Raw genomic sequence first — 21,077 nt, 5'->3', positions numbered from 1 at the left:
TGCCCGCCGACGGCACCGTGTTAATGCGGCGGCCCCAGCTTCGCCTCTCCTTCGTCGAGGCTCGCTGAACCACCGTGTTCTCGCCACCGCCTGCACGCTGGTGTTATTGCTGAGCGGGTGTGCCCGCATGCTCGACGGGAATCCCGTGTCGGTCTTCGCCGACCCGTTCCGGGTGGGCGGCCTGCAGGCCGTCGACGGACCCACCGGGCTGCGCCCTGACGCCCCGCCACCGACCCGGGAGGTCGACGGCACCGACGGCGGGCGGATCGATCAGCTCGCCGCCCAGTCGGTCAGCGACCTCGAGGCGTTTTGGACCACGACCTATCCCAACACCTTCGACGGCGAGTTCAAGCCGGCGAAGTCACTGCTGTCCTGGGATCCGGCGCAACTACGCGGAAAGTTCTGCGACAACAGGACTTTCCTGTTGGTCAACGCCGCCTACTGCTATCTGGACAACACCATCGGCTGGGATCGCCGGCTGCTGCTGCCCGCGCTGCGCAGCGCCTATGGCGACATGGCCATCACCATGGTGCTCGCCCACGAATACGGCCATGCGATTGCCCGCACCGCCGGCATCACCAAGCGGCGCCAGACCCCGACCCTGGTGGCCGAGCAGCAGGCCGACTGTCTGGCGGGCGTCTACCTGCGCTGGGTGGCCCAGGGCGATTCCCCCCGCTTCACGTTGAGCACCGGCGACGGGCTTAACGGCGTGTTGGCCGCGATGCTGGCGCTGCGTGATCCGTTGCTCGGTCCTGACGAGTCGATCGGCAGCAACGAGCACGGCTCGGCCTTCGAGCGGATCTCGGCGTTCCAGTTCGGGTTCACCGACGGCGCCGGCTCGTGTCAAGCCATCGACGCCAAGGAGATCGAGCGGCGGCGCGGCGAACTGCCGGTGCAGCTGCAACAGGACGAGACCGGCGAGGTGCCGGTCAGCGAGGAATCGGTGCGACTGGTCCTCGATGCGATGAACATCGCGTTCACGCCGGCCCAGCCACCGAAACTCACGTTCGACGCCGCGGCCGCTTCGTCGTGCTCGGACGCCCGGCCCAGCCCGCCGGCCTCGTATTGTCCGGCGACCAACACCATTGCGGTCGACCTGCCGGCCCTGCAGACCATGGGCACCCCCAGCAAGGACCAGAAGTTGGCGACGCTGTCCGGCGACAACACCGCCTACTCGGCGCTGATCTCGCGGTACCTGCAGCGCGTGCAGATCGAACACGGCGGGCTGGTGCTCGACAACGCCGCGGCCGCGCTGCGCACCGCATGCCTGACCGGGGTGGCCACCACCCGGCTGTCCGAGGGCGTCACCACCTCCAACGGCGGCAGAATCGCGTTGACCGCGGGCGATCTGGACGAGGCGGTCGCCGGGCTGCTGACCAACGGTCTGGCCGCCGGCGACATCAACGGCGAATCGGTGCCGGCCGGGTTCTCACGCATCGATGCCTACCGCACCGGGGTGCTCGGCGATTTCGATCGCTGCCTGGCGCGTTTCCCCTGATCCGGTGTTCTCCGCAGGACGGCGGACCGTTCAGATTGCGCTGAAGGTCGTAGATCGCGACGACGAATCGCAGCCCTGAGCGCAATCTCGCCGACGGGAAAACTCACGGCGCCCCCGCCCGGCCCTTAGGCCAGCGTGACCAGTCCCAGTTCGGCATCGCCGGACAACAACGGATGGCACGGCAGCACCCGTACGGTGTAGCCCACCGACCCGGCCACCGGTAGCCGACTGGTCGTGGAGAAAACTTCCGTTCCGTCAGAGTCGGTGTGGACGTGCGACATCGCCACGGTGACCGGATCCAGCAGGGTGTCACCGGAATCCACCCGGCCCAGCACCGCCTGCACCACCACCTCGTCCGGCCGCAAGCCGGCCAGGCGCACCGAGGCGGTCAGGGTCAGCTCCGATCCCAACCAGGGCGCGTCGGGCAGCCCGGTGCTGTCGACGTCGGTGATCTGGATGTGCGGCCAGGCCGCCTCCGCTCGGCGCCGGTAGTCGGCCAGCTGACGGGCCGCACCGTAGGGCACCCCGTCGATCGGCTCGCAGGTGCGCCGCAAGGATTGAGCGGCGGGGGCATAACACTGCTCCACGTAGTCGTGCACCATCCGCGATGCCAGTACCTTCGGCCCCAGCGTCTGCAGGGTGTGGTGCACCATCTCCATCCAGCGCGGCGGCACGCCCCGGTCGTCGCGCTCGTAGAACTTCGGCACCACCGATGACGCCAGCAGATCGTAGAGCGCCGCAGCTTCCAGATCGTCACGCCGATTCTCGTCGGCGACACCGTCCGCGGTGGGAATCGCCCAGCCGTTCTGCCCGTCGAACCACTCGTCCCACCAGCCGTCGCGAATCGACAGGTTCAGCCCGCCGTTGAGCGCGCTCTTCATTCCCGAGGTGCCGCAGGCCTCCAACGGGCGCAGCGGATTGTTGAGCCAGACATCGCATCCCGAGTAAAGCCGCCGCGCCATCGACATGTCGTAGTCGGGCAGGAAGGCGATGCGGTGCCGCACCTCCGGGCGATCGGCGAACCGCACCACCTGCTGAATCAGCGCCTTGCCGTCGTCGTCGGCCGGATGAGACTTGCCGGCGACGATCAGCTGGACGGGACGCTGCTCATCGAGCAGCAGCTGCTCGAGTCGGTCGGGATCGCGCAGCATCAGCGTCAGCCGCTTGTACGTCGGCACCCGCCGGGCGAAGCCGATGGTCAGCACGTCAGGGTCGAATGCCGTAGCGATCCAACCCAACTCGGCTTCCGAGGAACCGCGTTCCAATCCGGATTGCAGCAGCCGCAGCCGGACCTCGTCGACGAGCAGTGCCCGCAGCTGCGAGCGGATGGACCACAGCGTCACGGGATCGACCTGTTGCAGGCGCTGCCAGGCCGCGGGCTCACTGAACGAGTCGGTCGCGGCCACATCGCGACTGAGCTGCAACCACGGCGGCGCCGCCCAACTCGGCGCGTGCACGCCATTGGTGATCGAGCCGATCGGCACCTCGTCGCCGTCGAACCCGGGCCACAGGTCGTTGAACATCACCCGGCTGACGCGCCCGTGCAGCCGGGAGACACCGTTGGCGCGCTGCGCGAGCCGCAGGCCCATGTGGGCCATGTTGAACATGCCGGGATCGTGTTCCACGCCCAGTTCCATGATCCGCGCGGTGGGCACCCCGGCGACCAAAGCATCACCGCCGTCGTCGAAGTAGCGGCGCACCATGTCGGCCGGAAACCGGTCGATTCCGGCCGGCACCGGGGTATGGGTGGTGAACACCGTCGCCGACCGGACTACGGCCAATGCGGTGTCGAAGTCCAGACCCTGCTCGGCGATCAGCTCACGGATGCGTTCGACGCCGAGGAAGCCCGCGTGCCCCTCGTTCATGTGAAAAACCTCGGGAGCGGGCATGCCCTGCAACCGGGTGAATTCGCGGATGGCCCGCACGCCGCCGATCCCCGCCAAGATCTCCTGACGGATCCGATGCTCCTGGTCGCCGCCGTAGAGCCGGTCGGTGATTCCGCGCAGCTGGTGCGGGTTCTCACCGATATCGGAATCCAGCAGCAACAACGGCACTCGACCCACTTGTGCGACCCAGATCCGGGCCCGCAACCGCCCGGCACCGGGCAACGCCACATCGATCAGCACCGGTCTGCCGTCGGCATCGACCAGCAGCCGCAACGGCAGCCCCTGCGGGTCCAGTGCCGGATAGGTTTCGCGTTGCCAGCCGTCGGCGGTCAGCGCCTGACGGAAATATCCGGACCGGTAGTACAGCCCCACCGCGATCAACGGCACGCCCAGATCCGACGCTGACTTCAGGTGATCCCCGGCCAGGATCCCCAGGCCGCCCGAGTAGTTGGGCAGAGCTTCGGCGACCCCGAATTCCATCGAGAAGTAGGCGACCGCCGTCGGCAGCGCCGCCCCACCGGCCTGCTGGTGCTGATACCACCTCGGCCTGGTCAAGTACGCCGCGAGGTCGGCAGCCAGCGCATCGAGCCGGGCGGTGAACTCCTGGTCGGCGGCCAGCGCCTCGAGCCGCCCGGGACTGACCGCCCCCAGCAGCGCTACCGGATCACGCCCACAACCGTCCCACAATTCGGGGTCTATGGCGGCGAAGAGCTCCTGCGTTGGCTGCTCCCACGACCAGCGCAGGTTCATCGACAGCTGCTCGAGGGCCAGCAGCCGCTCGGGTAGGTGGGCGCGAACGGTGAACCGGCGGAGGGCCTTCACGCTTGACCACACTACCGGCGACGCGAATCTGCGACTGCCGCCTAGACCTGACAATTCGGTTGCGAACATGTTGCGTGATGCCAGGTCCCCCGGACGACGGCTACCGTGGGCTACAGCCCGACGACGAACGGAGTGTGGTGGCTGGCCGAGTCGAGGTCGACGATGTCGAGCCGGTCGTCTCGTGCGGCCGCTACCCGGCCAAGGCCGTGGTCGGTGAGACCGTGCCGGTCAAGGCTACGGTCTGGCGGGAAGGCCATGAGGCGGTCGCTGCGACGTTGGTGGTGCGTTACGTCGGGCGGCGCTATCCGCTGCCCGGCGACCCCCTGCCCGCGACCTCGACCGGCTCGGCCCTGCGTCTGCCCATGCACACCGGGTTCGACGCCTATGTCTTCCACGGCGCCTTCACCCCCGACGCCGTCGGGTTGTGGACTTTCCGGGTCGAGGGTTGGGGGGACCCGTTGCAGAGCTGGCGACACGCGGTGACCGCCAAGCTGGATGCCGGCCAGGCCGCGGCCGAACTGTCCAACGACCTGTTGATCGGCGCCGACTTGTTCGACCGTGCCGCAGCCGGGGTGCCGACCGCACAGCGTGAACCAGTGCTGGCGGCAGCCGCGGCGTTGCGTGCCTCAGGCGACCCGGTGTCGCGGGCCGCGCCGGCGCTGTCGGCCGAACTCGACGAACTGTTGGCCCGCTACCCGCTACGTGAGCTGGTCACCGCCGGTGTCGAGCATCAGGTCTGGGTGGATCGGCCGCTGGCACGCCGGGGCGCGTGGTACGAGATGTTTCCGCGCTCGACCGGCGGCTGGGACGCCGACGGGCGCCCGGTGCACGGCACGTTCGCCACCGCGGCCACGGCACTGCCCCGGATCGCACAGATGGGCTTCGACGTGGTGTACCTGCCACCGATCCACCCCATCGGCCGTGTGCACCGTAAGGGCCGCAACAACTCCGCGACCGCCGAACCCGGCGACGTCGGTTCGCCGTGGGCCATCGGCAGCGTCGAGGGCGGCCACGACGCGGTGCATCCGGAACTGGGCGACATCGGCGACTTCGACGACTTCGTCGCCGCGGCGCGCCGGCTCGACCTGGAGGTCGCACTGGACCTGGCGTTGCAGTGCGCACCGGATCATCCCTGGGCCACCCAGCATCGGGAATGGTTCACCGAGCTGCCCGACGGCACCATCGCCTACGCAGAGAACCCACCGAAGAAATACCAGGACATCTACCCGCTGAACTTCGACAACGATCCGGCCGGCCTGTACGCCGAGGTGCTGCGGGTGGTCGGGTTCTGGATGGACCACGGGGTGAAGATCTTTCGAGTGGACAACCCGCACACCAAGCCCCCGGACTTCTGGCTCTGGTTGATCGCCGCCGTCAAGAACATCGATCCGGATGTGCTGTTTCTATCCGAGGCGTTCACGCCACCGGCGCGCCAGTACGGCCTGGCCAAGTTGGGGTTCACCCAGTCCTACTCGTACTTCACCTGGCGGACAACAAAATCCGAGATCACGGAGTTCGGCCAGCAGATCGCCGAACTCGCCGACTTCCGTCGGCCGAATCTGTTCGTCAACACCCCCGACATCCTGCACGCCAGCCTGCAGCACGGCGGCCCGGGGATGTTCGCCATCCGCGCGGTACTGGCGGCGACACTGGGCCCGGCGTGGGGGGTGTACTCCGGATTCGAGTTGTTCGAGGACCGTCCAGTGCATGAGGGCAGCGAGGAGTACCTCGATTCGGAGAAGTACGAACTTCGCCCCCGCGACTTCGCCAGAGCGATCGCCGAGGGTCGCTCCCTGGAGCCGTTCATCGCCCGGCTCAACGAGATTCGCCGGCTGCACCCGGCGTTCAACCAGCTGCGCACCGCGCACTTCCATCATGTCGACAACGACACGCTGCTGGCTTACAGCAAGTTCGACCCGGCTACCGGCGACACCGTGCTGGTGGTCGTCACGCTGAATCCGTTCAGCGCCGAGCAGGCGACCCTGCACCTGGACATGTGGGCGTTGGGAATGCCTGACTACCAGCGCTTCTGGGTGCGTGACCAGATCAGCGGTGAGGACTACAACTGGGGCCAGGACAACTATGTGCGCTTGGATCCGGCCCACGCGGTCGCTCACATCGTCACCATGCCGCCGATCAACCCCGATGCCCGCACCGAGCTGCTGCGCCGCTGATGAGCACCATGAGCCGACATCTGGCACCCCATCCTGCCGACCTGGCCCGGCTGCTCGCCGGTGAGCACCACGATCCGCATTCCATCCTGGGCGCTCACGAATACAGCAAGACCACCATCATCCGGGCACTGCGCCCGCGCGCTCGGCGCATGGCGGTGCTCGTCGGTACCGAACGCTTCATCATGCGCGACCTGGGCTCCGGGTTGTTCGCCGTGGCCCTGCCGTTCACCGATCTCATCGACTACCGGCTGGAGGTGCATTACCCGGACACGGCCGAATTCGCCGAGCCCACCGGCGTGCACACGGTCGCCGATGGATATCGCTTTGCGCCGACCCTGGGCGAGTTCGACCTGTACCTGTTCGCCGAGGGACGCCACGAACGCCTCTGGGAAGTGATGGGGGCTCAGCATCGCAGCTTCACCACGCCCGACGGTGAGGTCTCCGGCGTGTCCTTCGCAGTGTGGGCGCCCAACGCCATCGGGGTCAGTCTGGTCGGTGATTTCAACGGCTGGGCCGGCGACGACGCCCCGCTGCGATCATTGGGCTCCTCGGGAATCTGGGAGCTGTTCTGGCCCGACTTCCCCCCTGCCGGCCTCTACAAGTTCCGCATCCATGAGGCAGACGGCGCGATCACCGAGCGCGCCGATCCGTTCGCCTACGCCACCGAGGTGCCGCCGCGCACCGCATCGATGGTGACGGCCAGCGACTACACCTGGAACGACGCCGACTGGATGGCACAGCGCCGCAAGCGCGACCCGGTGAGTGAGCCGATGAGCACCTACGAGGTCCATCTGGGCTCGTGGCGCCCGGGGCTGAGCTACCGCCAGCTGGCAGTGGAACTGACCGAATACGTTGTCCAGCAGGGCTTCACCCATGTGGAACTGCTGCCGGTGGCGGAGCATCCGTTCGGCGGGTCTTGGGGATACCAGGTGACGTCCTATTACGCCCCGACGGCGCGCTTCGGCACCCCCGACGACTTCCGGGCGCTGGTGGATGCCCTGCACGGTGCCGGCATCGGCGTCATCGTGGACTGGGTGCCGGCACACTTCCCCAAAGACGACTGGGCGCTGGGCCGATTCGACGGGACCCCGCTCTACGAGCACTCCGATCCGCGCCGCGGTGAGCAACTCGACTGGGGCACTTACGTGTTCGACTTCGGCCGTCCGGAGGTGCGCAACTTCCTGGTCGCCAATGCGCTGTATTGGCTAACCGAGTTCCACGTGGACGGGCTGCGGGTGGATGCCGTGGCATCGATGCTCTACCTGGACTATTCGCGTCCGCACGGCGGATGGACCCCCAACATCCACGGCGGCCGAGAGAACCTGGAGGCGGTGCAGTTCCTGCAGGAGTTGAACGCGACCACCCACCGGGTCGCGCCGGGCATCGTGACCATCGCCGAGGAGTCCACCTCCTGGCCGGGCGTCACCCGCGACACCAGCCTTGGCGGACTGGGATTTTCGATGAAGTGGAACATGGGCTGGATGCACGACACCCTGGCCTACCTGGGCCATGACCCGGTGCACCGCAGCTACCACCACCACAACATGACGTTTTCAATGCTCTACGCCTTCAGCGAGAACTACGTGCTGCCGGTCAGTCACGACGAGGTGGTGCACGGCAAGGGCACGCTGTGGTCGCGGATGCCCGGAGATGACCACCACAAAGCCGCGGGCCTGCGCGCCCTGCTGGCCTACCAGTGGGCGCATCCCGGCAAGCAACTGCTGTTCATGGGCCAGGAGTTCGGACAGCGTGCCGAGTGGTGCAACGAGCGCGGAGTCGACTGGTTTCAGCTCGACCCCCAGATGGAGCCCGACGGCTACTCCCCCGGCATCCTGCGGCTGGTCAGCGACCTCAACGCCCACTACCGCACGTTGCCCGCCCTGTGGACCCAGGACGCCGACCCGCGGGGGTACTCCTGGATCGACGCCAACGACTCGGCCAACAACGTGCTGAGCTTCCTGCGTTACGGCACCGACGGTTCGGTGCTGGCCTGCGTGTTCAACTTCGCCGGCGTCACCCACGCCGATTACCACCTGGGCCTGCCGCGGGCGGGCCGTTGGCGTGAGGTGCTCAACACCGACGCCGTCGGCTACCGCGGATGGGGTGAGGGCAACTTGGGCGGGGTCGAGGCGACCGATGAGCCGTGGCACGGCCGGCCGGCCTCGGCGGTGCTGGTGCTACCCGCCCTGTCCGCGGTGTGGCTGGCACCCGAGTAGCACCCGAATAGCGCAAGGCGCCCACCACCGCGAGCAGACGCAGAATCGCACTAATCCGCGTAGCGGAGTGCGATTCTGCGTCTGCTCGCCCTGGAGAGTCGCCCGGGATCAGTACAGCGCGTTGGCCAGATTGCGCCGGCCGGCGACGACCTCTGGGTCGGCGGGGTCGAACAGCTCGAACAATTCCACCAGCCGGGTCCGCACCTCGGTCCGCTCGTCGCCGGCGGTCCGTCGCACCAGTGCGATCAGCCGGTCGAACGCAGCGGTCACGTCCTGGTTGAGGATCTGTACATCCGCCGCGGCGAAGGCGGCCTCGACGTTGCCCGGGTCGGCGTCGGCCTGTGCCGGCGCATCAGGTTGCCGCCCCGTCGCGCGTTCCAGGAAGGTGAGCTGGCGCAGCGCCCCCTTGGCTTCGACGTGGTTGGGGTCGGTGTCCAGCAACGCCTGATAGGAGGCTCGCGCCGCCGCAAAGTCACCGGCGTCGAGTTGGTCACGAGCCTGCGCCAGCACCGGGTCCACCTGCTCCGGCTGCTCGGCGTCGCCGCCCCCGGCAAGCTTGCCTGCGGTCGCCGACACCAGCGAGTCCACCCAGCGGCGCAGCTGGTCGGGCGGCTGGGGACCCTGAAAGCTGGTGATGGGTTGACCGCCGGCCAGCGCCACCACGGTCGGCACCGCATCCACGCCGAACACCTGCGCCACCCGCGGGGCGACGTCGACATTGACGGTGGCCAGCGACCACTTGGGTGCACCGCCGGCGTTGTCCGCCTGGGCCAGCGCAGCCAGGCTGTCGGCCAGCTGAATGCAGGCGTCACTGCGCGGCGACCACAGCAGGACCACCACCGGCACCTGATTGGACCGGACCAGCACCTGGCCTTCGAAGTTGGCCTCGGTGATTTCGGTGGCGCCCGGTGGCGCAGGGGTGTCACCGGCGGCGCCGCCGGATTGAGCCGGCTTCTTCAGGCCGGACAAATCCACTGCTCCGGCCAACGCCGGGCCGATCGGGGGTCGAGGACGCGTCACGTCGTCAAGTCTGTCACGTCGTCCTCGCCGCACCGCGGACGGCCGTTTCTGCGCCCGACCACCCAACTATGACCAAGATCACACTTTGGCGTCGCGACGCGGCAACAGGCTCCGCCAGCAACCTACGCAACCGTAGGGAAGCCGTTAGCCCGCGCGCAGGATGAGCGCGTCGCCCTGGCCACCGGCCCCGCACAGCGCGGCCACCGCATAGCCCGAACCACGTCGCTTGAGCTCGAGGGCGGCGTGCAGCGTGATCCGCGCCCCGGACATCCCGATCGGGTGGCCGACGGCGATCGCGCCGCCGTGCACGTTGACGACGTCGCCGGTCAGCCCCAGTTCTCGGGTCGAGGCCAGCGACACCGCCGCAAAGGCCTCGTTGATCTCCACCACGTCGAGTTGGTCGATCGAGATCCCCTCGCGCTCGATCGCCTTCTTGATGGCATTGGCAGGCTGTGATTGCAGGGTCGAGTCCGGTCCGGCCACGACGCCGTGCGCGCCGATCTCGCACAGCCAGTCCAGGCCCAGTTCCTGCGCCTTGGCCTTGCTCATCACGACCACGGCGGCAGCACCGTCGGAGATCTGCGACGACGAGCCGGCGGTGATGGTGCCGTCCTTGCGGAACGCCGGCTTGAGGCCGGACAGCGACTCGGCGGTGGTGTTGGCCCGGATCCCCTCGTCCTCGGTGAACTCCAACGGATCCCCCTTACGCTGCGGGATCTTCACCGGCACCACCTCGTCGGCGAAAACGCCGTCCTTCCAGGCCGCGGCGGCCCTGCGGTGTGATTCGGCCGCGAACTCGTCCTGCTCGGCGCGGGTGAACTTGTCCTCGTCGTTGCGCTGCTCGGTCAACGCTCCCATCGGCTGGTCGGTGAAGACGTCGTGCAGACCGTCATAGGCGAGATGGTCACGCACCGTCACGTCGCCGTACTTGTAGCCCGACCGGCTGTCCAGCAACAGGTGCGGGGCCTTGCTCATGGACTCCTGGCCGCCAGCCACCACCACGTCGAATTCGCCGGCGCGAATCAGCTGGTCAGCCATGGCGATGGCGTTGATACCCGACAGACACATTTTGTTGATGGTCAGCGTCGGCACGTCCCAGCCGATGCCCGCGCCCACCGCCGCCTGCCGAGCCGGCATCTGGCCCGCTCCCGCGGTGAGCACCTGGCCCATGATCACGTATTGCACCAGCGACGCCGGTACCTGCGCCTTCTCCAGCGCCCCGGCGATGGCGACGGCGCCCAGGTCGCTGCCGGAGAAATCCTTCAGCGAACCCATCAACCGTCCGATCGGGGTCCGAGCCCCAGCAACGATCACCGATGTCGTCATGACTACCTCCCGGGCGGGTCTGAAGGGCCGATCTTTCCGGTCGGCGCAGCACGATGTTTCCGCTCAGGTTACCGTTACGTTATGACCACCGAATCCGTCGCCGACCCTTGTGAGGTACGTCCCGCCCTGGCCTCAGCCTTGGTGACGGCCGTCGACCACGTCGGTATCGCGGTCCCGGACCTGGAAGTGGCCAAGAAGTGGTACCACGACAAGCTCGGGATGATCGTGCTGCACGAAGAGGTCAACGAGGAGCAGGGCATCGTCGAAGCGATGCTTGCGGTACGTGGCGCCCCGGTCGGCAGCGCGCAGATTCAGCTGATGGCGCCGATCGACGAGTCGTCGACCATCGCGAAGTTCCTGGACAAGCGTGGCCCCGGTCTGCAGCAGCTGGCCTACCGGACCAGCGACATCGACGCGCTCTCCGAACGCCTGCGAGAGCAGGGCGTCCGGCTGCTCTACGAGGCACCGCGGCGCGGCACCTCGAACTCGCGGATCAACTTCGTCCACCCCAAGGACGCCGGCGGCGTGCTGGTCGAGCTGGTCGAGCCGACTGCGGGCGCGGAAGCGCACTGACCTACTAGGACCACTTCCGGGTCGGACCCCGGTTGTTGCGGTTAGTCCAACAGGGCGTATGCCAATGCCGCCGGTCATCACCCTCGGTTGTTTCAGCCCGCCATGTCACTACATGTGCGAGGCCGCAACGAATCTCGTGATCACATCCGGGGCACCGGTAGACCTTGACGGCCCGGGAGCCGACAATCGCCTGGACCACATACTCGTACCCGTCTGGACCGATCTCCACCCGCTGTTGGAACGGCAACGCCCGCAACGGCTGTTGCCTGCGCTCCGGGCCGCGACGACGAGCCATGCCACTCAGGCCAACGCCGACAGGGCCACTGCCGCGTCGTAGCCGCCGAACTTGTCCAGCTCGCCGTCACGTAGGCGATTCACCCAGGCCGGGTCGGCGAGCAGCGCGCGCCCGATGGCCACCACGTCGAACTCCCCGGCGTCGAACTGTTCGACCAGCCGGTCGACCGGTGCGGGCGCAATCACTTCGCCACGCTTCTCGCTGCGGAACTGTGTCTCCAACCCGACCGACCCGACCGCGATGACCGGCACCCCGGTCACCTTCTTGGTCCACCCAGCGAGGCTCAATTCGCCGTCATGGTCGGGGAACCCGGGGGCATAGTGCCTGCGCGTCGAGGGGTGCAGGGCATCCACGCCGGCCTCGACCAGCGGCGTTAGCAGTTCCTGCAACTGTGTCGGGTCCTCGGCGATCGATGCCGCGTAGTCGGTGCCCTTCCACTGCGAGAAGCGGAAGATGATCGGATATTCCGGGCCGACTGCAGCGCGCACCGCCGCGACCACTTCGGCCGGGAAGCGGGTGCGAGCGGCCAGCGACCCGCCGTAGCCGTCGGTACGCCGATTCGTGCGCTCCCAGAAGAATTCGTCAAGCAGGTAGCCGTGGGCACCGTGAATCTCAACCGCGTCGAAGCCGAGGTTTCGTGCGGTGGCAGCGCTGGTGGCGTACAGCGCCGCAATCTCGGGGAGTTCATCGGTCCGCAGCGCGCGGCCCCGCCGCTCCCCGCGCCCGTCGATACCCGACGGGCCGACGGGTTCCACGCCGTCGTCGTCGCGGCGCTCAATCCCCTGGTGCCACAACTGCGCGGCGATCGTTGCGCCCTCGGCGTGGACGCCGTCGACGACACGGCGCCATCCGGCGAGTACCTCGTCGCCGGCGAGCGTGGGCACGCTGACCGGGAATCCCGCAGCCGGGTCGGGCAGCCGGATGCCCTCGGTGATGATCAGCCCCACACCGCCCGCGGCACGCCGTCGGTAGTACTCGGCCACATCGCTGCCCGGAATACCGCCCGGCGCAGCCTGGCGGGTCATCGGCGCCATGGCGAACCGATTGGGAACGGTCAGCGAGCGGACCGCCAGCGGCTGGAAAAGATCATCGAGTGCCATGCGGTCCTCCAACGCACGACGGTGCGCTCCTATTCCGGCAAGCGATCAGAACAGCCGGAATTCGTCGCTGTCCATGCCGCGCATCGCGTCATAATCCAGTGTCAGGCAACGAATACCGCGGTCGGTGGCCAGCGTGCGGGCCTGCGGCTTGATCTGCTGGGCGGCGAACACCCCACTGACCGGCGCGAGCAGGCTGTCGCGGTTGAGCAGTTCCAGGTATCGGGTGAGCTGTTCCACACCATCGATCTCGCCGCGCCGCTTGATCTCCACCGCGACGGCGCGCCCGTTTGCGTCGCGACACAACAGGTCAACCGGACCGATCGCGGTCATGTATTCGCGGCGCACCAAGGAATAGCCCTCGCCGAGCAACTCGACATGCTCGGCGAGCAGCGCCTGCAGTTGTGCCTCGACGCCGTCTTTCACCAGCCCGGGGTCGACACCCAGCTCGTGGCTGGAGTCGTGCTCGATCTCCTCGATGGTGATCCGCAGCTGGTCGCCGGTTTTGTTGTTCGCCACCACCCATACCGGCAACTCACCGCCGGTCTCCTCGGTGAGGCGGCACGGCGGACTCATCCAGTTCAGCGGCTTATAAGCACGGTCGTCGGCGTGCACGCTGACCGAACCGTCGGCCTTCAACAGCAGCAGTCTCCGGGCAGAGGGTAGGTGCGCAGTGAGCCGGCCGACATAGTCGACGGTGCACTGGGCGATCACGAGTCGCATCCGATCCACCTTAAAGGCCCGCGCCAAGCAATTATTCTTACGCCACGATGAAGCCGTCAAAGACGACCGCGCAACGCCTGGGCCGCGCGCTGGAGATGCTCACGCGTCAGAGCGGTCGGCTACCCGATACACCGGAATACGGCTCCTGGCTGCTGGGCCAGGTGTCTGAAAGTCAGTACCTGCGCCGGATTCGTATCCAGTTCATCTTGACCATCGTGATGGTGGGGACGAACCTGATCGGTGTCGCCGTGGATGTCCTGCTGGTGACGGTGGCCTTTCCGGTGCCCAATGTGTTCACCGACGCCCCAACGTGGCTGACCCTTGGGCTGGTGCCGGCCTATGTGGTGATCGCAATAGTCACCGGCACCTATGAGATCACCCGGCGCACCATCAAGAAATTGCGTTGGGCCATCAAGGAACAGACGCCGACGCGCGACGACGAACGCAATGCGTTCCTGACCCCGTGGCGCGTTGCGCAGGTGGTGCTGGCCCTGTGGGGCGTCGCGACGGTGTTGTTCACCGTGCTCTACGGCATGTACGACAAGATCTTCATCCCGATCATCGGTTTCACGATGAGCGTCTGCGGCATTCTGGTGGCCACCGCCTGTTATCTGTTCACCGAATTCGCGTTGCGCCCGGTCGCCGCCCAGGCCCTGGCCGCCGGCCCGCCGCCGCGGCGCATCCTGTCAGGCATCATGGGCCGGACCATGATGGTCTGGCTACTCACCTCGGGCGTCCCCATCTTGGGTATCGGCCTGACGGCATTGTTTGCGGTGGTGCTCAAGAACCTGACGTTGACCCAGTTCGGTATCGCCGTGCTGATCGCCTCGGTGACGACGCTGGTGTTCGGCTTTCTGCTGATGCTGATCCTGTCCTGGCTGACCGCGACCCCGGTGCGCGTGGTGCGCGCAGCTCTGCGACGCGTCGAACAGGGCAACTTGCAAGGCGACCTGGTGGTGTTCGACGGAACCGAACTCGGTGAGCTGCAGAGCGGTTTCAACGCGATGGTGCACGGGCTGCGAGAGCGGGAACGAGTGCGCGATCTGTTCGGCCGCCACGTCGGCCGCGAAGTCGCCGCCGCCGCGGAACGCGACCAGATACAACTGGGCGGCGAAGAGCGCCATGTCGCAGTCATTTTCGTCGATATCGTCGGCTCGACGCAGATCGTGACCGCCAAGCCCGCGACCGAGGTCGTCACCCTGCTGAACCGGTTCTTCGCCGTCGTCGTCGATGAAGTCGACCGCCATCAGGGGCTGATCAACAAGTTCGAGGGTGACGCCACCCTGGCGATCTTCGGCGCCCCGAACCACCTCGACCAGCCCGAGGACGACGCGTTGGCCGCGGCCCGGGGCATCCTGTATCGCCTGGCCGCCGAGGTGCCGGAGATCCGGGCCGGGATCGGCGTGGCGGCCGGGCAGGTCGTGGCCGGAAACGTCGGCGCCAAAGAACGTTTCGAGTACACCGTGATCGGAGAACCGGTCAACGAGGCCGCCCGGCTGTGCGAACTAGCCAAGACCCAACCCGTGCCGGTGTTGACGACGGCCAGGACCATGTACGCCGCCAGCATCAGCGAGCAGGCCCATTGGGTGGTGGGTGATTCGATCGTGTTGCGCGGCTACGAAACGCCCACGGTGCTGGCCAGCCCGCTCTGACGCGGGCTACTCCCCCGCCCACGTCTCGGTCTCCGCCAGCGCATCCTCGACCGTGGCGAACACCAGCCCGGCGTAGGCCGCCGGGTCGGGCGTCACCGCTGCGTTGGGATCGACCAGCAGACCCTGCTTGTCCAGTGCCCGCAACTCCTCGGAGAGCCCGGCAAGCAGTGCGCGCGCCGGCTCGCTGATCGTCTGCAGCCGCGAAACGTCGAGGATCGCGGTGTCGAACTCGCCACATTCGCGGGTCGCAGTGCGGGCCACCTGTTCAGCCCCAGCGAACAGCAGGTCGCCGTGCACCTCGTAGACCCGAACGCCAGGGCGCGGCGTGTACACCCCGCGAATCGCCGCATGAGCTTCACTGCTCACCGTTAGGAAGTGCAACCCGAGCTGTTGGGAAAGGCTGCGGCACACCAGCATCCCGCGCACGCTATTGCCTTTGGCGTCGATCCGCGGCGAATAGACGCCGATGCCGAGCTGTCCGGGCAGCACCGCCACGATGCCACCTGCCACACCGCTCTTGGCCGGCATCCCGACCGCACTGACCCATTCGCCGGCGGCGTCGTACATACCGCAGGTCACCATGACCGATAGCGTGCGCCGCACCACCGCGGCATCGGTCACCTGTCGACCGGTCAATGGGTTGAGGCCGCCGCGAGCCAGCGTCGCGGCCATCCGGGCCAGATCGGTGGAGGTGACCTTCAGCGAACACTGGCGGATGTAGAGATCCAGAGCATCGTCGGGGTCGGCACCCAGGGCACCGAAACTGTCCAGCAGATAAGCGATCCCACGGTTGCGGCTGCCGCTCGCCCGCTCGGACTGGTACACGTCCTCGTCGAAGCCCAGGCTGCGTCCGGCGCAGGCGCTGAAGAACTCCCGAACCAGATCGAACCGTTCCTCGATGGTCTTCCCGGGAATCAGAGAGCACGCCACGATCGCACCGGCATTGATCATCGGGTTCTTCGGCACATTGGTGACCTGATCGACGCTGATCTTGTTGAAGCCTTCACCGGAGGGTTCCACACCGACCCGCGCGTCGACGTCCGCCTGCCCCAGCTGATCGAGGGCGAGCGCATAGGTGAAGGGCTTGGAGATGGACTGCATGGTGAATTGCACGTCGGCGTCGCCGGACTCGTAGACGTAGCCGTCCGATGAAGACAACGCCAGGCCGAACCCCGTGGGATCGACCTCGGCCAATTCCGGGATGTAGCTCGCCAGGGCCCCATGGTTCACCCCGGCGTGCTCGGCAAGGATCCCATCCAAGTACCGCTGTACCAGTGCCGCCACGCACCGAATGCTAGCTCGCACCCGCGCCGACGGCCCGGCACTGTCGTGTCGCTTTCCCGCTAGTGTCGTCGGCCGCCGCGTGTCATCGTGGAAATGTGCATGACGACTTCGACCGCTGCTATCGCGCCGTGAAGTCCAAGGACGCCCGCTTCGACGGCTGGTTCATCACCGCGGTGCTCACGACCGGGATCTATTGCCGGCCCAGCTGCCCGGCGCGCACGCCGCTGCCGCCGAATGTGGAGTTCTACCCCACTGCCGCTGCAGCGCAGCGCGCCGGTTTCCGCGCCTGCAAGCGTTGCCGCCCAGATGCCGCACCGGGTTCACCGGAATGGAACATCCGCGGCGACATCGTGGGACGGGCCATGCGCCTGATCGCCGACGGCACGGTCGATCGGGACGGTGTGAGCGGGCTTGCCGGCCACCTCGGCTACTCGGCCCGCCAGTTGCAGCGGTTGCTGCAGGCCGAGGTCGGCGCCGGCCCGTTGGCACTGGCCCGCGCCCAGCGCGCGCAGACCGCCCGCGTACTGATCGAGACCACCGACCTGCCCTTGGGTGATGTCGCATTCGCCGCCGGTTTCGCCAGTATTCGGCAGTTCAATGACACCGTCCGCGCCGTCTGCGCCACGACGCCGACGGTGTTGCGCAGTAATGCCGTCGCGCGGTCACGAGCCCCCTCCGGCCGCGAAGCACCCGGTCCGGGCGCACTCTCGCTGCGCCTGCCGGTGCGCACCCCGTTTGCGTTCGAGGGCGTGTTCGGGCACTTGGCGGCTTGCGCGGCGCCAGGTTGCGAGGAGGTACGCGACGGCGCCTACCGGCGCACTCTGCGGCTGCCGCACGGCAACGGCGTCGCAAGTCTGCGCCCGGCCCCCGACCACGTCAGCTGCCGACTCGTGCTCGACGACTTCCGCGATCTCACGGCCGCGATCACCCGCTGCCGACGACTGTTAGACCTCGATGCTGATCCCGAAGCCGTCGTCGAAGCCCTCACGGCCGACCCCGATCTGGCGCCGTTGGTGGCCAAGGCGCCCGGGCAACGCATTCCGCGGACCGTCGACGAAGCCGAACTCGCGCTGCGGGCGGTGCTCAGCCAGCAGGTATCGACCAAAGCGGCGCGCACTCATACCCATCGACTGGTGGTTGCCCACGGACAACAGATCGACGATCCTGAAGGCGGGCTCACTCATGTCTTTCCCTCGGTGGAACGGCTCTCCGACATCGATCCCGAGCAACTCGCCCTTCCGCAAGCTCGGCGGCGAACACTGCTGACCCTGGTCTCCCGCCTGGCTGATGGCACTCTCGGCCTGAGTGCGGGCTGCGACTGGGAACAGGCCCGCCACGATCTCATGGCGCTGCCGGGAATCGGAGCCTGGACCGCCGAGGTGATCGCCATGCGCGGGCTGGGCGACCCCGACGCGTTTCCCGTCACTGACCTCGGAGTGCAGGTGGCTGCGCGCCGATACGGCCTGCCCGACACCCCGAAAGTCCTGATCCAGCGCAGTGCGCACTGGCGACCGTGGCGCTCTTATGCCACCCAGCATCTGTGGGCCAGCCTCGATCACGCCGTGAACGACTGGCCACCGGCCTCGAAGGAGATCGCGTGACCACTCAGCGCATCATCGACAGCCCCATCGGTCCGCTGACCCTGGCCGGCAACGACGGCAAGCTCACCCATCTGTTGATGTTGGATCATTCGCACGCCCCCAGCCGGACCGGCTGGATTCGCGACGACACCACGTTTCCGGATGTGGTGGAGCAGCTCGCGGCCTACTTCGCCGGCGACCTTACCGAGTTCGACCTGACCTATGAGATGGTCGGCACCGATTTCCAACGCCGCGTGTGGACTGCCCTACTGACCATCCCGTACGGCCAGACCCGCTCGTACGGAGAGCTGGCCAGCCAGATCGGGTCACCGACCGCGTCTCGCGCCGTCGGCTTGGCCAACGGCCGCAACCCGATCTCGATCATCGTCCCGTGCCACCGCGTCATCGGCAGCAATGGCAGCCTTACCGGATACGGGGGCGGAATCGACCGCAAGAGGGCGCTGCTGGATCTCGAGCGGCAGCGCAGCCAAGCCACCCTGTTCAGCTGAGGCTGTTTAATCCGGCATCGGGTATTCGGTGGTGTCGGTTTGGGCCATGCAAGCGCAGGACCAACCGCCTTTACCGCCAACAATTCCCGGTACTTCCGAGGCGGACGCGGCCCAGGTCTGTGTCCGCAAACGGGAATTAGCCCAGCAGCTCCACCGGGTCCGGCATCGGGTATGGAGTCGTGTCGGTGAATCCTTGGAAGAACTCGAACAGACCAGACAATGCCTCAGTCAACGTCGGGGTCGGCGTGTCGAGGGCGCCCACGATGTAGCCCTCTTGAATGAGGCCGGCCAGCGAGGGTTGATCCTGCAGGGAGTAGAGCGCGTAGGTCTCCGGGTCGAACCAGCTGGAGAAGAAGTTGCCGATGCCGTCCAACGCTGCCTTGCCCAGCGCGGTCAGTAGGTCACCGAAGTCGATGTTGGGGGGCAGGAAGCCACCACCGGCAGGCGGCTGATCGACGTCGCCCGGCGGCCAGCCGTGGTCGATGCTGCCGTAACCGAGGTTCACCAGGATTCGGGTGACAGGTTCCAACAGGTCATAGAGCGGCATGCCGATGATCGGGAGCAACTGCAGCGGTGCCAGCAGCGGCAGGAGCTCGGAAGGGATCATGTGGAAAGTGGCCAACGAGTCGGGATCCGAGGTCGGCAACTCGATCGCCGACTCGATCTGCTCCGGCGTAACACTGAGCAATACTGAATGTCCGTAGATGAAACCGAGCGCGGAGTTGAGCTGCGACAGCGGGTTGTCGTAGATCGGCCTGAATGCGACCGGGTCATATTCGTAGTTGTAGACGTCAGTGTGGTACAGGTCAATCGGAACGTTGCTAGCACCGGTGGAACCGATCAACACGAACCGGACCAGATCGGTCGACACGTCATTCTCGCTCAACCAATTCATCAATCCGACCGACATTCCAGCACTCTGCGAGTAACCGAACACCACCACCGGGTGCTCGGCATCGACCTCGCCGCTGTTGAGTTGCTCAGCGACGGCATTCTCAAGAATTCGCAGGCCAACAGCACTCGACGTGGAACTGACGTTCTCCGGCGTCCACAGCGATTCCAGCTCGCCACCGAATCCGTGCGGCTGCAAGTACAGAGTGTTGACGGCCTCGAGGTACCGGTCGCCCGGTTGTGGCATGCCGGTTCCGCCCATGAGGAACGCGATGCCGTCACCGAGCGACGTGCCGTTGCCGGTCAGCGAGACCGCCGCCGTCCGTGCCCCCGAGACGGGCGACGCCACCGGCGCGGCGGCCAAGAAGCTCGCTGCTGCGAGGCTCACGGCAACGGGAAGGCTAATATAAGTGCGCACCGGTATACCCCTGTTAGTTAGCTGAGTTAATACTTAACGGTAGGGGTTTGTGGATCATCACGCAATAGCAGCGGGGTGTGGAACATGCTCCTCGCCCGCAAGCATCGAACAGTTCTGCGGCGGCCGGCCGCGCCTCAGGGCCGCTCCAGTTGCCAGGTGATGGTGCCATCTGGTTGATGCGTTGTGGCCGAAAGCGTGGTGGCATCAACAGTTTCAGTCACCAACCCGAACGTTGAGGTCCAGGTGTTGCCCTGAAGATGAAACTCGCTGGGCTCCCCGCCGATCAATATCCGTTGGGCGCAGCCCGGACCGCATGGGGTGAATGCCCAAGGCATCTTCTTGCCCACGGCCAGGACGTCCCCGCCCGTCACCGTTGCGGTGTACGGCCCCTCGAGTGGCTCGGCAGATGCCGAGCCGGCCAAGCCGAGGGCCGTACCGGCCAGCACAGCCACCACCGCTGCAATTCGTAGGTCCTTCACTGGGGTTCCCCTCTCTGCGCTCCTCGCGACCCTTTGTCACGCGACCGCCTAGAACGCTAGGCCGCGACGGCTAGCGCGGATACGGGGTTTTCCCTTGCGTTTCGACGGGAGTTCGGGCGTTAGGCAACCTGTGCCCCTGCGCGGGATCTGCTACAACTCGCACCACAAGAGCGTCGACTCCAGGGCAATCAGTCGACAAAGAATGACCAGAAAAAATGGAAACGCCCCCCGACTGAGTCGGGGGGCGTTTCACTATGTTGTGTTCGGCGGTGTCCTACTTTTCCACCCGTGTGGGCAGTATCATCGGCGCTGACAGGCTTAGCTTCCGGGTTCGGGATGGGACCGGGCGTTTCCCTGTCGCTATTCGTCTCCGGCTACCACTGCGAAGTCCATCACGACGACGACTACGCCAAAACCAGACGCACCGACATCACCGACCTCACCCTGCGCTGCGGCCCCCACCATGAGCTCATCACCTCAAGCGGTTGGAAAACCCGCAAACGCCACGACGGCACCACCCAAACCCTGCCCCCGCCCCATCTAGACCACGGTCAGCCCCGGATCAACCACTACCACCACCCCGAAAAACTGCTGGGCGACAACGGTTCCGGTGCCGACGACGACGGGCCCTAGC

16 protein-coding genes, 1 rRNA gene and 1 pseudogene are annotated in these 21,077 nt (G+C 66.8%); 8 read left to right on the top strand and 10 right to left on the bottom strand.

All coding sequences use genetic code 11. The features are described 5' to 3' along the window. The first annotated feature begins 64 nt into the window (after positions 1-64). A complete protein-coding gene (locus NM962_20390; GenBank protein UVO14856.1) occupies positions 65-1,498 on the top strand; it encodes a neutral zinc metallopeptidase in 1,434 nt (477 codons plus the stop codon). 125 nt (positions 1,499-1,623) lie between these two features. Here the strand turns inward: NM962_20390 and glgP are convergent, their stop codons facing one another. Further along, positions 1,624-4,206 carry an alpha-glucan family phosphorylase gene (glgP, locus tag NM962_20385; protein UVO12214.1) on the bottom strand — a complete coding sequence of 861 codons (2,583 nt, stop codon included), beginning with the start codon at positions 4,204-4,206 and terminating at the stop codon, positions 1,624-1,626. A 137-nt stretch (positions 4,207-4,343) separates the two neighbouring features. On the opposite strand from glgP, the gene NM962_20380 reads away from it, so the two are divergent. Both NM962_20380 and glgB read left to right on the top strand, forming a co-directional pair. Next, positions 4,344-6,380 carry an alpha-1,4-glucan--maltose-1-phosphate maltosyltransferase gene (locus NM962_20380; GenBank protein ID UVO14855.1) on the top strand — a complete coding sequence of 679 codons (2,037 nt, stop codon included), beginning with the start codon at positions 4,344-4,346 and terminating at the stop codon, positions 6,378-6,380. After that, complete coding sequence (gene glgB / locus NM962_20375) at positions 6,380-8,596, top strand: 1,4-alpha-glucan branching protein GlgB (protein UVO12213.1); 2,217 nt, start codon at positions 6,380-6,382, stop codon at positions 8,594-8,596. Before NM962_20380 ends, glgB begins: the two co-directional genes overlap by 1 nt. Positions 8,597-8,704: 108 nt before the next feature. Here glgB and NM962_20370 read toward each other — a convergent pair whose 3' ends face one another. Continuing rightward, entirely contained in the window at positions 8,705-9,616 is a 912-nt protein-coding gene (locus NM962_20370; protein UVO12212.1) for a tetratricopeptide repeat protein, read from the bottom strand. Between the two features lie 144 nt (positions 9,617-9,760). Continuing rightward, on the bottom strand, positions 9,761-10,942 hold the full coding sequence (locus tag NM962_20365; GenBank protein UVO12211.1) for an acetyl-CoA C-acetyltransferase: 1,182 nt from the start codon (positions 10,940-10,942) through the stop codon (positions 9,761-9,763). Between the two features lie 81 nt (positions 10,943-11,023). Between NM962_20365 and mce the strand changes: the two genes are divergently transcribed. After that, positions 11,024-11,515, top strand: coding sequence for a methylmalonyl-CoA epimerase (gene mce / locus NM962_20360; GenBank protein UVO12210.1), 492 nt, complete (start codon positions 11,024-11,026; stop codon positions 11,513-11,515). A gap of 4 nt (positions 11,516-11,519) precedes the next feature. Here mce and NM962_20355 read toward each other — a convergent pair whose 3' ends face one another. From NM962_20355 to nucS, 3 genes are read right to left on the bottom strand one after another with little or no spacing between them, the layout of a single operon-like run. Beyond that, on the bottom strand, positions 11,520-11,810 hold the full coding sequence (locus tag NM962_20355; protein UVO12209.1) for a hypothetical protein: 291 nt from the start codon (positions 11,808-11,810) through the stop codon (positions 11,520-11,522). A 5-nt stretch (positions 11,811-11,815) separates the two neighbouring features. Continuing rightward, positions 11,816-12,910 carry an NADH:flavin oxidoreductase gene (locus NM962_20350; protein ID UVO12208.1) on the bottom strand — a complete coding sequence of 365 codons (1,095 nt, stop codon included), beginning with the start codon at positions 12,908-12,910 and terminating at the stop codon, positions 11,816-11,818. A gap of 45 nt (positions 12,911-12,955) precedes the next feature. Next, a complete protein-coding gene (nucS, locus tag NM962_20345; protein ID UVO12207.1) occupies positions 12,956-13,630 on the bottom strand; it encodes an endonuclease NucS in 675 nt (224 codons plus the stop codon). Between the two features lie 47 nt (positions 13,631-13,677). Here nucS and NM962_20340 point away from each other — a divergent pair, with 47 nt between their 5' ends. Continuing rightward, positions 13,678-15,282, top strand: a complete 1,605-nt coding sequence (locus tag NM962_20340) for an adenylate/guanylate cyclase domain-containing protein (protein ID UVO12206.1) — start codon at positions 13,678-13,680, stop codon at positions 15,280-15,282. 6 nt (positions 15,283-15,288) lie between these two features. On the opposite strand, the gene glsA is transcribed toward NM962_20340, so the two are convergent. Beyond that, on the bottom strand, positions 15,289-16,566 hold the full coding sequence (gene glsA, locus NM962_20335) for a glutaminase A (GenBank protein ID UVO12205.1): 1,278 nt from the start codon (positions 16,564-16,566) through the stop codon (positions 15,289-15,291). Positions 16,567-16,661: 95 nt separating this feature from the next. Here glsA and NM962_20330 point away from each other — a divergent pair, with 95 nt between their 5' ends. Continuing rightward, positions 16,662-18,167: a DNA-3-methyladenine glycosylase 2 family protein gene (locus NM962_20330; GenBank protein UVO12204.1), complete on the top strand. Its 1,506-nt coding sequence runs from the start codon at positions 16,662-16,664 to the stop codon at positions 18,165-18,167. Then, positions 18,164-18,655, top strand: a complete 492-nt coding sequence (locus tag NM962_20325; GenBank protein UVO12203.1) for a methylated-DNA--[protein]-cysteine S-methyltransferase — start codon at positions 18,164-18,166, stop codon at positions 18,653-18,655. The genes NM962_20330 and NM962_20325 overlap by 4 nt, the downstream gene beginning before the upstream one ends. Before the next feature lie 136 nt (positions 18,656-18,791). On the opposite strand, the gene NM962_20320 is transcribed toward NM962_20325, so the two are convergent. The 3 genes from NM962_20320 to rrf form a co-directional block, all read right to left on the bottom strand. Continuing rightward, positions 18,792-19,934, bottom strand: a complete 1,143-nt coding sequence (locus NM962_20320; GenBank protein ID UVO12202.1) for a PE-PPE domain-containing protein — start codon at positions 19,932-19,934, stop codon at positions 18,792-18,794. Positions 19,935-20,098: 164 nt separating this feature from the next. Next, the gene (locus NM962_20315) at positions 20,099-20,443 is read right to left on the bottom strand and encodes a hypothetical protein (protein ID UVO12201.1); all 345 of its coding nucleotides are present in this window, start codon (positions 20,441-20,443) and stop codon (positions 20,099-20,101) included. A gap of 266 nt (positions 20,444-20,709) precedes the next feature. Next, a 5S ribosomal RNA gene (gene rrf / locus NM962_20310) occupies positions 20,710-20,816 on the bottom strand. Here rrf and NM962_20305 point away from each other — a divergent pair. After that, positions 20,813-21,076: pseudogene (locus tag NM962_20305) on the top strand (hypothetical protein). The gene rrf and the pseudogene NM962_20305 overlap by 4 nt on opposite strands. The last annotated feature ends 1 nt before the right edge of the window (position 21,077 follow it).

The sequence above is a fragment of the Mycobacterium sp. SVM_VP21 genome, assembly GCA_024758765.1.
Classification (GTDB): domain Bacteria; phylum Actinomycetota; class Actinomycetes; order Mycobacteriales; family Mycobacteriaceae; genus Mycobacterium; species Mycobacterium heraklionense_C.
Note: the sequence above shows the minus strand (reverse complement) of the source record. Positions and strands in the feature narration are given on the sequence as shown.